This is a genomic window from Luteibacter sp. UNC138MFCol5.1 (genome assembly GCF_900110505.1).
Taxonomy (GTDB): Bacteria; Pseudomonadota; Gammaproteobacteria; order Xanthomonadales; family Rhodanobacteraceae; genus Luteibacter.
In genome coordinates, this window is sequence record NZ_FODZ01000002.1 from 288417 (window position 1) to 299947 (window position 11531).

General features: G+C 67.8%; 11 protein-coding genes. 5 read left to right on the forward strand and 6 right to left on the reverse strand.

Translation table 11 applies throughout. From position 1 onward, the window contains the following. The first annotated feature begins 78 nt into the window (after positions 1-78). Positions 79-960 carry a LysR substrate-binding domain-containing protein gene (locus tag BMY69_RS05625; protein WP_090175921.1) on the forward strand — a complete coding sequence of 294 codons (882 nt, stop codon included), beginning with the start codon at positions 79-81 and terminating at the stop codon, positions 958-960. Here the strand turns inward: BMY69_RS05625 and BMY69_RS05630 are convergent. Further along, positions 935-1813 (reverse strand): LysR family transcriptional regulator, encoded by an 879-nt coding sequence (locus BMY69_RS05630; protein ID WP_090175923.1) that lies wholly within the window; start codon positions 1811-1813, stop codon positions 935-937. The two genes, BMY69_RS05625 and BMY69_RS05630, sit on opposite strands and share 26 nt — an antisense overlap. A 113-nt stretch (positions 1814-1926) precedes the next feature. Between BMY69_RS05630 and BMY69_RS05635 the strand changes: the two genes are divergently transcribed. Together BMY69_RS05635 and BMY69_RS05640 are read left to right on the forward strand one after the other, a co-directional pair. Beyond that, a complete protein-coding gene (locus BMY69_RS05635) occupies positions 1927-3000 on the forward strand; it encodes an alkene reductase (protein WP_090175925.1) in 1074 nt (357 codons plus the stop codon). Positions 3001-3011: 11 nt separating this feature from the next. Further along, the gene (locus BMY69_RS05640) at positions 3012-3734 is read left to right on the forward strand and encodes a pirin family protein (protein ID WP_090176924.1); all 723 of its coding nucleotides are present in this window, start codon (positions 3012-3014) and stop codon (positions 3732-3734) included. Positions 3735-3747: 13 nt separating this feature from the next. Here the strand turns inward: BMY69_RS05640 and BMY69_RS05645 are convergent, their stop codons facing one another. From BMY69_RS05645 to BMY69_RS05665, 5 genes are all read right to left on the reverse strand, one after another. Then, entirely contained in the window at positions 3748-4131 is a 384-nt protein-coding gene (locus BMY69_RS05645) for a YidH family protein (RefSeq protein ID WP_090175927.1), read from the reverse strand. A 67-nt stretch (positions 4132-4198) separates the two neighbouring features. Further along, a complete protein-coding gene (locus BMY69_RS05650) occupies positions 4199-5266 on the reverse strand; it encodes an alkene reductase (protein WP_090175929.1) in 1068 nt (355 codons plus the stop codon). Between the two features lie 17 nt (positions 5267-5283). Next, a complete protein-coding gene (locus BMY69_RS05655; protein ID WP_090175931.1) occupies positions 5284-5886 on the reverse strand; it encodes an NADPH-dependent F420 reductase in 603 nt (200 codons plus the stop codon). A gap of 39 nt (positions 5887-5925) precedes the next feature. Then, positions 5926-6837: a pirin family protein gene (locus tag BMY69_RS05660; protein WP_090175933.1), complete on the reverse strand. Its 912-nt coding sequence runs from the start codon at positions 6835-6837 to the stop codon at positions 5926-5928. 41 nt (positions 6838-6878) lie between these two features. Beyond that, positions 6879-7478 (reverse strand): NADPH-dependent FMN reductase, encoded by a 600-nt coding sequence (locus BMY69_RS05665; protein ID WP_090052693.1) that lies wholly within the window; start codon positions 7476-7478, stop codon positions 6879-6881. Between the two features lie 236 nt (positions 7479-7714). Here BMY69_RS05665 and BMY69_RS05670 point away from each other — a divergent pair, with 236 nt between their 5' ends. Next, a complete protein-coding gene (locus BMY69_RS05670) occupies positions 7715-8587 on the forward strand; it encodes a LysR family transcriptional regulator (RefSeq protein ID WP_090052691.1) in 873 nt (290 codons plus the stop codon). Between the two features lie 218 nt (positions 8588-8805). Then, entirely contained in the window at positions 8806-11487 is a 2682-nt protein-coding gene (locus tag BMY69_RS05675) for an excinuclease ABC subunit UvrA (RefSeq protein ID WP_090175935.1), read from the forward strand. Positions 11488-11531: the final 44 nt, after the last annotated feature.

The following is an 11531-nucleotide window of genomic DNA, read 5'->3' on the forward strand; positions in this document are numbered from 1 at the left end:
TGGGAGAGAGTCTCCACCTCGACAGCGGGAAGGACTATCGACTATTTTTGGTCAATCGTTGAGTTTATGGAAAGTGTCATGCGCCCGCTTCCGCCCCTCACCGCGCTGGTCGCGTTCGAAGCCGTCGCCCGGACGGGTGCGGTCGGTGCCGCGGCCGACGAGCTGTTCGTCACCCCCGGCGCCATCAGCCGGCAGCTCAAGGTGCTCGACGAGTTCTTCGAGACCAACCTGTTCGAACGGCAAGGCCGCGGTCTCGCGCTGTCGCCGAGCGGCGCGGCGTATTTTCAGCGCGTGGCCGGTCACATCGAAGGCCTGCGCAACGCGACGGCGGCCATGCTTAGCGACGGCACCCGCACCATCCTCCGCCTGCACTCGTACACCACGTTCGCGACGCGCTGGCTCATTCCTCGTCTGAGCGAATTCCAGGTGACGCATCCGCAGATCGAGATCCGCCTGACGACGTCGTCCGAGTGGACTCCCGGCAACGACGTCGACGCCTCCATCCGGCTCGGCGACGGACACTGGCCCGGCCACGAAGCGACGCCCCTCGTGAGCAACGTGCTCGTGGCGGTCTGCTCGCCGTCGCTCGTGCAGCGCAGCCGCCCGGTCGACGCGAACTGGCTCGCCGAGCAGACGCTGCTGCGCGTCACGGCGCGACCGGACGACTGGGGTACCTGGTGCGCGGCCGCCGGTGTCGATCCATCGCACATGGCACGTCGGCGCGACTTCGAGAGTTCGGCCATCGCGTACGAGGCGGCCCAGGCGGGGCTCGGCGTGGTGGTCGCGCAGGAGATCCTCGTCGACGCGGAACTCGCCTCCGGCAAGCTGATCGCGCCGTTCGACGTGCGCGTGGACAAGGGCGACGAGACTTACTACCTCGTCGTCGAACAATCGCGCCGGCAGCGTCCGGCGCTCGTGCAGCTGCGCCAGGCGCTCAGCGAGCCGCCAGCCGTTCCTTGATGAAATCGATGAAACGCTGCGTCTTCGCCGGAACCAGGCGCGTCTCGGTCATCGCGTACACGGAAATGGGGCTGCCGTTCCACCCCGGCAGGATGCGACGCAACTTGCCTTGGGCCACTTCGTCGGCGACGACCTGTTCCGTCATGAGCACGATGCCCTGGTCGAGCGACGCGAGACGTTTCATCATGCCGATGCTGTTCGCGTAGAAGCGTCCTCCGATCGGAAGATCCACCACGCGTCCTTCGCCGTGCAATTGCCACTGACCGTTGCGGGCGATGCAGAAGCACTCGTGGTGCAGCAGTTCCTCGGGCGTCGACGGTTCGCCGGAGCACTCGAGATACCGGGGCGATGCGAAGAGATACGGCGTGAGCGTGGCGAGCTTGCGCGCGACGAGGCTGGAGTCGGCGGACTCGCCCATCCGGATCGCCAGGTCGTAGGGCTCGCTCACGAGGTCGACCCGCCGGGGCGTGAGGTCGAAGTCGAACGTGAGTCCCGGATAGATGCCCGCGAACTCCGCGATCAGCGGCGCGAGGAACGTCAGAGCGAAATCCACCGAGAGCGATACACGAAGGACGCCCGTGGGCTGCGCCAGCATGTCGCCGAGCTGTTCGTGCGCGAGGCGCGCCTCGTCGACGATGCGCTTGCTGCGCTCGTAGTACAGCTGCCCCGCTTCGGTGAGTTCGATGCGCCGGGTGGTCCGGTGGAGGAGGCGCAGGCCGATGGACTTTTCCAGGTCGGTGATACGGCGCGAGAGCGTGGAGTTGGGTATGCCCGTCGCCTCGGCGGCCTTGCGGAAGCCCTTCGCTTTGACGACTTCGACGAACAGCGCCATTTCCCGTAGGTAATCGTCCACGACCGTTCCACCAATGGATCAATTTGATCCAGATTACCATCTTTATCCCGCCCGCGAGGCAGCCCAATCTTTGCGTCAAGAGCGGCGGGGTGGTCCCGCCCGAGGATGCAGCGATGAACACCCTGTTTGAAACGGTCCGCCTGGGTCGCCTGACGCTTTCCAACCGCTTCGTCATGGCGCCCATGACCCGCTCGCGCGCTCAGACCAACGGCAGCCCGGGCACCAGCTCGGCCACCTACTACGGCCAGCGCGCCAGCGTCGGCCTGATCGTCACCGAAGGCACGCAGCCGTCCGAGGCCGGCCAGGGCTACCTGACCACGCCGGGCATCCATGACGAGGTGCAGGTGGAAGGCTGGAAGGAGACCATCGACGCGGTGCACGCGAAGGGCGGCCACATCTTCATGCAGCTGATGCACGCCGGGCGCATGTCGCATCCGGACAACACGCCCCACGGCACGCAGGGCGTCGCCCCGTCGGCGATCGCACCGGGCGCGCAGATGTTCACGCGCAGCGGCATGCAGGACATCCCGGCACCCCGCGCGCTGACCACGGCGGAGATCGCGCAGACGGTCCAGGATTTCCGTCACGCCGCGCGGCTCGCCATCGAGGCGGGCGCGGACGGCGTCGAGATCCACGGCGCCAACGCGTATCTCGTGCAGCAGTTCTTCGCTCCCAGCGCGAACCAGCGCACCGACGCGTACGGCGGCTCGATCGAGAATCGTGCGCGCTTCGCGCTCGAAGTCGCCCGAGCCATCGTCGACGAGATCGGCGCGGACCGCACCGCGATCCGCCTGTCGCCGGGGCTCACGCACTACGGCATCGACGAAGGTCCGGAGGGCAAGGACCTCTATCGCTACCTCGTCACCGAACTCGACACCCTCGGCCTCGCCTACGTGCATCTGCTGCATCTTGGCGACGACGCGTTCCTGCGCGAAGTGCGCGGGATGTGGAACAGCCGCCTCGTCGTGAACCGTCCGGGCCGTCCGCGCGATGCCATCGGGTCCGATGTCACCGCGGGCCTGGCGGACATGGAATCGTACGGCCAGATGGTGCTCGCCAACCCGGACTTCGTCGAACGCATCCGCACCGGCGCGCCGCTGAACGAAGCCCGTCGCGAGTTCTATTACGGCGGCGGCGACGAGGGCTACATCGACTACACGCCCCTGTCCGTCGACGAAATCGCCTGACGGTGACCGCGATGAACCTCCTGAAGCTGCATCGCATGAACTTCGGTTCGCATTTCCGGGCCACCACGCTACGTGGTGCGCCCGGCGAGCTGGGCCCCTTCCTCGGCGTCGACCACGCCTGGATGAGCGCGCCCACGTTCCCGCCGCACATGCACCAGCACATGTCCGCCGTGTCGTACGTGTTCCTCGATTCCGAGTCCGGCGTGCAGAACCGGGACAGCCTCGGCACCGAGAACCTCATCCGGCCCGGCGGCCTGCACTGGACCACCGCCGGCCGCGGCATCACGCACGACGAGGTACCGGCCGTCGAAGGCAAGACCGTGCACTCGCTGCAGATCTTCGTGGACCTCGCGCCGGCGGATCGGAACATGCCCGCGGCCGCGCTGTCGCTCGAACCCGAGGACGTGCCGACCGTGCTCAAGCCCGGCGTGCGCGTCCGGGTGCCGCTCGGCGGCTACGAGAACGTGCGTTCGCCACTCGCGCCGCCGACGGACGTGACCATGCTGGACGTCTGCCTGAAGCCCGGCGCGGAATGGGCGATGCCGGTCGCCGCGGGCCGGGCCCTCTTCGTTTTGCCGATCTACGGAGCGGTCACGGCGGACGGCGTGGCGATGGACGCCAACGGCATGACCGCGCCACGCTGGCGACCCTCCGAGGCCTCACGCACCGTCACCGTGCGCGCCGGCGACGCGCGTGCGCTGGCGGTGTTCTTCTCGGGCCCGCCGGTGCACTGATCGCGTGCGCCCGTCAGGCGATCGCGATCAGCTGCTGCGCCACGTAGCCGACGAGGAAGATCGCCACGATCACGACGAGCGTGGCGAGTACACCCTCCGGCGCGGCGCCCGAGTACTCGTGCAGCTCCTCTTCCGCGATCAGCTGACGGTTGCGGCGGTAGCGACGCGTCGCGAGCAGCGTCATCAGCGCGCCGACGAGGATTAGGCCCAGGCCGACCAGTTCGGACAGGCGGACGTGCAGCGCCGTCACGGCGTGCGCACGCTCCGCCGCGGCGAACGCCAGGAACAGGTCGAACCGTTCGATCAGGAAGCCGAAGGCCATCACGGCGATCGCCGTGCGCACCCAGGCGAGATAGGTACGCTCGTTGGCCGAGTGGTCGGTGAATCGTGGGATCAAGGCGGGCCTCCGCGGGACGATGGGGTCGAGACTGCTCGCGGTGGCACGTTCACGCAATACCCCGCCATCAACCGGCAGCGGGATAATCCGTATAGCCCACCGCGTAGCCCGCAGGGCTGGTACCGAAGTACGTGCCGGGATCCGCGGCGTTCAGCGGTGCATCCGCTTTAAGTCGTTCCAGCAGATCCGGGTTCGCCAACGTCATCTGGCCGTACGATTCCAGCTCGGCGAAACCCGCCACGACGTCGCTTCCGATGTCGTCGCGCGAACGCTCCGGGCGGTTGAGGATCAACGCCTGATGCCAGCGGCTGCGAAGGTCGCGCAGGATCCCTTCGTCGCCATAGTGGACGATGTGCAGGTAGGCAAGACCGAGACTCTCGAGTGCATCGACAAGATAGCGGTAGAGGGCCGGCCCCTCGTCGCCATGGCTAAGACCCATGCCGGTGAAGCCCGGGGACAGACGAATGCCCGTCCGATCGGCGCCGATTTCGGCGACGATCGCTTGGGCGACTTCGATCGCGAACCTGGCCCGGTTCGCCAGCGAACCACCATAACCGTCGGTACGGGTGTTGGCACTGAGCGCCAGAAACTGGTGGATGAGGTACGCGATGCCGTGGATCTCGACTCCGTCCGCGCCGGCATCGACGGCGCGCCTCGCGGCGTGCCGGTATTCGTCGATGACCACCGGAATTTCTGACGCTTCCAGCGCCCGCGGCACGGGAATGTCCTTCATCCCGCCAAGCGTGAAGATCTGCTCGCCCGGCGCGATCTCGGATGGAGCGACGCCTTGCCGGCGATGCGGCGTGTTGTCGGGATGCGACATGCGTCCCGCGTGCATGAGCTGGAAGAACACACGTCCGCCTCGCGCGTGGATGGCCGACGTGACCTCGCGCCAACCCGCGACGTGGGCATCAGTGTAAATGCCGGGCGTGGCGGGATAGCCCTGGCCGTCGTCGGACGGCTGAATACCTTCGGTCACAATCAGGCCGACGGCCGCACGCTGCCCGTAGTACTCCGCCGCGAGCGGCCCGGGCGTACCGTCCGCGTTCGCACGCGCGCGCGTCATCGGTGCCATCACGAAGCGGTTCGCCAGCGCGATCCGACCCAGGGGTAACGGTGAGTACATGTCGATCATCGCCCTGCCCCTTTCACTCAGCCAAACCGCACGAGGTCGAAGGCGATGAGCGGGCCATCCGGCGTCTGGAACGTGCGGCTACCGCGTTCGACGTCGCCCATGTCGATCCCGTGGAAACCGAGTTGGTCGATGAGCGCCGCGACGTCCGCCTTGGCATGCGCGTCGTCGCCCGCGAAGAACAGCACGCGACGACCGCCTTCGGCGTCCGGTTCCTTTTCGAGATTGACGTAATAGTGGTGGTTGAAAGCCTTGACGACCCGCGCACCCTTCGCCCACGCCTGTACCACGGCTGTCGACGCACGCCCCCCGATGTCGTAGGCCGGGAGCGGCGGCGGCTGCATGGGATTGTTTGTATCGATGACGATGCGGCCGTTCCACGGCGGCAGGCCTGTGAGGGCCCCTTCGATCTTCGCCCAGTTGATGGCGAGGAACACGATGTCCTTGGATGCCGCCTCCTCGCGGGTGCCGGCCGTGATCGACGGGCCCGCTTTCGCGACAAGGTCGGCGAGCGTTTCGGGACCACGACTGTTCGCGATGGTGGCTGCGATGCCTTTGGCGCCGAGGCGCATGGCGATGGCGCCGCCGATGTGACCGGCGCCGAGGATTCCGATGGATTTCATGCTGACGGGACTCTTATGTCGATGGGGGGATGCGGTGTTTCAGCCGCGAAACACCGGCGTGGAGCCGGATGCGCGGGTGCGGTCGCCTTCGCGCTCGAGGGCCAGGCGGAGCGTCTCGATGTTCCGTTCGCCGGTGCGCAGGGCCTCCGTCGTCGTGTGCACCGAGTAGTACCCAAGGTGGAGGTCGTGAGGGTGCGGGATCGCCGAGCCGAGCACGAACGTCGCACCCTCGACGCCACCCGCCAGCTCGATCGCGCCGTCGGTCGAATCGAAGATCAGCAACTCGCCGTTCGCAGCGGCAGACGGCCCCACAAGGCTACCCGCCGACATGGCGAGCCAACCCACGGTATGGCCGAGCGGCGGCCGGTACGTCCACGACTCGTCCGGCGCGAGCGTGACCAGCAGGTAATTGACGCCTGCCGGTGCCCTGACCGGGCTTTGCACGCCGTCGTACCTGCCGACGATCACGTGTGCGGGTCCCGCCCGGTGCATGTCCTTCGCTTCGACGTACTGGCTGTCGACCTCGGCCAGCTCGAGTTCGGGCGGAAGCGAGAGCCAGAGCTGGAAGCCGTGGATGCGCTGCGACCGGCCCGACGAGAGCTCCTTGCCGTGCCAGACGCCGCCGCCTGCACGCATCCACTCCACCCCGCCGTAGTCGAGGTACCCGCTGCCGGCGTCGGGATCGTCGAAGTGCACGTCGCCCCGGGTGAAGACGGTGACCGTGCCGATCCCCGAGTGCGGATGCATGCCGCCACGCTCGGCGAACTCGCTCATGACCCCGCCGAAGCTGTCGAGGAAGACGAACGGCTTGAGATGCTCCCCGAGGTCGCCCGGGCTGATGAGTCGGAAAATCTCCCCGTGGCCACGTCCGCGCGTGCGCATGACGACCTTGCGAAGCGCGGTGCCTGCGACGGCGCGCGTCTCGCGGAGCCTGCTGTCGGTGGTGATCATGGGGCGTTTCTCGTGTTCGTTCACGCTAGTGGGCGGTACGGTCAGGCGGTCACGGCACGAGCGACCATCGTCGCGCGCGCCCACCAGGCAAGCTCATCGAGCGCGACGGTGGCGGACGGCAGCAGGCTCGGCTCGATGGTTTCGATCGGCTGGTTGCCGACGGCCGGAAAGATCGTGAAGAAGTCGCTGCCGCCGATGTGGACGGCCGCATGCGTGGACACCATCTGCAGCTCGATCCCGACGAGGCGGAGGTGCTCGATGGCGCGCGCCGCGCCCACCCCGCCATAACCGATCGCGGTGAACGGCTTGTGGTTCCACTCCGAGTAAGCCTGGTCGAGCGCGTTCTTCAGCGCGCCCGTCATCGAGTGGTTGTATTCGGCGACCACGAAGATGAAACCGTCGAAGCGAGCGATGGTCTCCTGCCAGCGCACGGCCTCGGGGCTCGTGCTCGGCACGTACGCATTCGACGCGAATTCGTCGAAGAACGGCAGGTGGAAGTCGCGCAGGTCGACGAGTTCGACATCCATGTCGTCACGTGCGCGCGCCTGACGCAGCATCCATTGGGCCGGCACGTCCGCGAAGCGCGATGCGCGGGTGGAGCCGATGATGAGGGCGATGCGGGGCTTGGCGGTGTCCGACATGGGAGGTTCCTCGAAGGCGATGAAGCCCGGCGGTTCCGGGCGGGTCGAGGATGAAGATGGACGATCGTCCGGGCCCCTACTAGCCGCCGGATCTGGTCTTCTGTGTCGCGAAATGAGGAACACCCTCGGTGGCGGCCGACACAGTTTTGCCCGACACCTCCCGCGCCACGCCGTTCGTGCAAGACAGTCCGCCGGCAAGGCGCTATGGTCGTACCTCCTTCCGGGACAGGATCGCCATGGAGATCGAGGATCTTCGGACGTTCGTCGAGATCGCCAACGCGGGTGGCGTGAACTCTGCCGCCCGCCGGCTGGGCCTTGCCAAATCCATCGTCAGCCGCAGGCTGCTCCGTGTCGAGGAAACGCTCGGCGTGCAGCTGCTCGCGCGGACGACGCGAGGCGCCGCGCTGACCGAGGCGGGCTCGTCATTCAAGGAACACGCGGCAAACGTCTGCGCGATCATCGACGGGGCGCGCGAAGAGTTGTCGCCGGACGGCCTGCTGCATGGTCTGCTTCGCATCGCCGCCCCGGCCTCGTTCGCCGCGCAGCTCGCACCCACACTGGCCGAACTCGCGCGCCGGCATCCGGCGCTGCAGGTGCACACGCGTTTCAACGATCGCTACGTGGACCTGGTGACCGAGGGCTTCGATTGCGGCGTTCGTGTCGGCTATCTGGCCGACTCCAGCCTCGTCGCTCGCAAGGTGGGCGAAGTGCCGGTACGACTCTATGCCAGCCCGGACTACCTCGCATCTCACGGTGAGCCCGAGGGCCCGTGGGCGGTCGCGAAGCACGCCGCGATCACCCCCGGTACCGATGCATGGCATTTCCAGCGCGACGACGCCACCTACACCGTTCATCCGCAAGGGCGCTTCAAGGCGGACAGCGCGTTCGCGCTCGCCGAGGCCGCCGCGGCCGGCGTGGGCATCACCGCGCTGGGCGACATCGTCGTGGCGCCGTACCTCGCGAGTGGCGCGCTGAGGCCGATCATGACCGCGTATACCCTGCCTCCGGTCGGTATCTTCGTCGTACGCCCTCAGGCCCAGCATCTGGCCCGCAAGGTCAGGGTGTTCATCGACCTGATGGTCGAACAATTCGCCGAACCGGCGGGCTAAGCGGAACCGTCGCGGCCTGGAACTCCTCGCAAAAGGCGATCGCGGCCAGGTCCGCTCCAACAGGCATCGGGCCGTTGGAGCGGACCTGGCCGCGACAGCTTCTCGCCAGGCGCAGCAGGCCCTGCGGCTCACGGCTCCAACGGCGTCGCGGCCAGGTCCGCTCCCACTTTGGATCGCTCGACACGGCCCATGCACCCCCCGCGCGGGATAATGCCTGCATGAAGAAGCGAAACGACGGGATGGACGCCATGGCGAACCAGGGTTTCGTCCGGGTCCGCGGTGCGCGGGAGCACAACCTCAAGGACATCGACGTCGCGATGCCGCGCGACGCCCTCGTCGTGTTTTCCGGTGTCTCCGGCTCGGGTAAATCGTCGCTGGCGTTCGGCACGCTGTACGCGGAGGCGCAGCGTCGTTACTTCGAATCGGTGGCGCCGTATGCCCGACGGCTGATCGACCAGGTCGGCGTCCCCGACGTGGACGACATCGAGGGGCTTCCGCCCGCGGTCGCGTTGCAGCAGCAGCGCGGGACGCCGGGCACGCGCTCGTCGGTCGGCAGCGTCACCACGCTGTCGAGCCTCGTACGGATGCTCTACTCGCGTGCCGGCAGCTACCCGCCGGGACAGCCGATGCTGTACGCCGAGGATTTCTCGCCCAACACTCCGCAGGGCGCCTGTCCGCACTGTCATGGCCTCGGCAAGGTCTACGAGGTGACGGAGAAGACCATGGTGCCCGATCCGTCGCTGACGATCCGCGAGCGCGCCATCGCCTCCTGGCCGCCCGCGTGGCACGGGCAGAACCTGCGCGACATCCTGGTCACGCTCGGCTACGACGTCGATGTCCCATGGCGCGACCTTCCGAAGAAACAGCGCGACTGGATCCTGTTCACCGAGGAACAGCCCGTGGTACCGGTCTATGCGGGCTTCACGCCGGCCGAGACGCGCGCGGCGCTCAAGCGCAGGACGGAGCCCAGCTACATGGGCACCTACACGGGCGCGCGGCGCTACGTGCTGCACACGTTCGCCACCACGCAGAGTCCGCTGATGAAGAAGCGGGTGTCGCGCTACATGGTCGGCAGCGTGTGTCCCGTCTGCGGTGGCAAGCGGCTCAAGCGCGAAGCACTCTCGGTGACCTTCGCAGGCGTCGACATCGGCACCCTGGCCGCGATGTCGTTCGACGAGCTGGCCACGACGTTGCGCCCGGCGGCCGAGGGACGATTCGAGGACGCAGGCACCGCGACGACCCGCAGCCGCGCCGCTGGCAAGGCGGCGACGGCCAAGCGCGTGGCGGGCGGCGGTGCGTCGCACGACGGTTCCTCGGACGTACGCCGCACCCCGAATCTCTCGGCGGAAAAACGCATCGCCGCGCAGCGCATCGCACAGGACCTCGTCGCACGCGTCGGCACCCTGCAGGCGCTCGGGCTCGGCTACCTGTCGATGGACCGGAGCAGTCCCACCCTTTCGCCGGGAGAACTGCAGCGCCTGCGCCTCGCGACGCAGATTCGTTCCAACCTCTTCGGCGTGGTCTACGTGCTCGACGAACCGTCGGCGGGGCTACATCCTGCCGATGGCGAAGCGCTGCTCGCCGCGCTGGAACAGCTCAAGCGTTCGGGCAACACGATCTTCGTGGTCGAGCACGACCTCGACGTGATGCGCCGTGCGGACTGGCTGATCGACGTCGGCCCCGACGCGGGCGAACGTGGCGGCGAGATCCTGTACAGCGGCCCGCCCGAGGGACTCGCGAAGGTACGCGGATCGCATACCGCGCGCTATCTGTTCGGCGGGCACAGCGTCGCATCGCGAACGCTCCGGACGCCGCGCGGCTGGCTCGAACTGCGCGGCATCACGCGCAACAATCTCTCGAACCTCGACGTCGCCTTCCCGCTGGGAACGTTCACGGCCGTCACGGGCATCTCGGGCTCGGGCAAATCGAGCCTCGTCAGCCAGGCGCTCGTCGAGCTGCTCGGCGAACATCTCGGCCATGAACCGTCCCATCCCGACGACGAGGACGGGGAGCCGAGCGTCCTCACCCCTAGCGGCGGCCACATCCACGCCGGTGCCGAAGCGATCACGCGTCTGGTGCAGGTCGACCAGCGACCCATCGGCCGCACGCCCCGCTCCAACCTCGCGACGTACACCGGTCTCTTCGACCACGTACGCAAGCTGTTCGCAAGCACCAAAGCGGCGAAGGCGAAGCGTTACGACGCGGGGCGTTTCTCGTTCAACGTCGCCAAGGGGCGCTGTGAAACCTGCGAAGGCGAGGGCTTCGTCAGCGTCGAGCTGCTCTTCATGCCGAGCGTGTACGCGCCCTGCCCCACCTGTCACGGCGCGCGCTACAACGAACAGACGCTGAAGATCGTCTGGAACGGCAAGAACATCGCCGAGGTCCTGCGTCTGACCGTCGAGGAGGCCTGTGAATTCTTCGCCGACGAGGCGGCCGTGCTGAAGCCCCTCCTGCTCCTGCGCGACATCGGACTCGGCTACCTGCGCCTCGGACAGCCGGCGACGGAGCTATCCGGCGGCGAGGCGCAGCGCATCAAGCTGGCGACCGAACTGCAGCGCACGCAGCGCGGCAGCAACTTCTACGTGCTCGACGAGCCGACGACGGGCCTGCACCCCTCGGACGTCGACAAGCTGGTGACGCAACTGCAGGGACTGGTCGACGCCGGCAACACCGTCGTCGTCGTCGAACACGAGATGCGTGTGGTGGCGGGCAGCGACTGGGTCATCGATGTCGGGCCCGGCGCGGGCGCGGCGGGCGGCCGGATCGTCGCGTCGGGTCCGCCGAATGAGGTGGCCGCGGCGGCGGATAGCCGCACGGCCCCGTACCTTGCGCGGGAGGTCTCCCGCGGTGGGAGCGGACCTGGCCGCGATGCCGTTGGAGCCGGGCGCATCGGGACCTGAGCGCCCCGCGAAAAGCTGTCGCGGCCGGGTCCGCTCCCACAAGC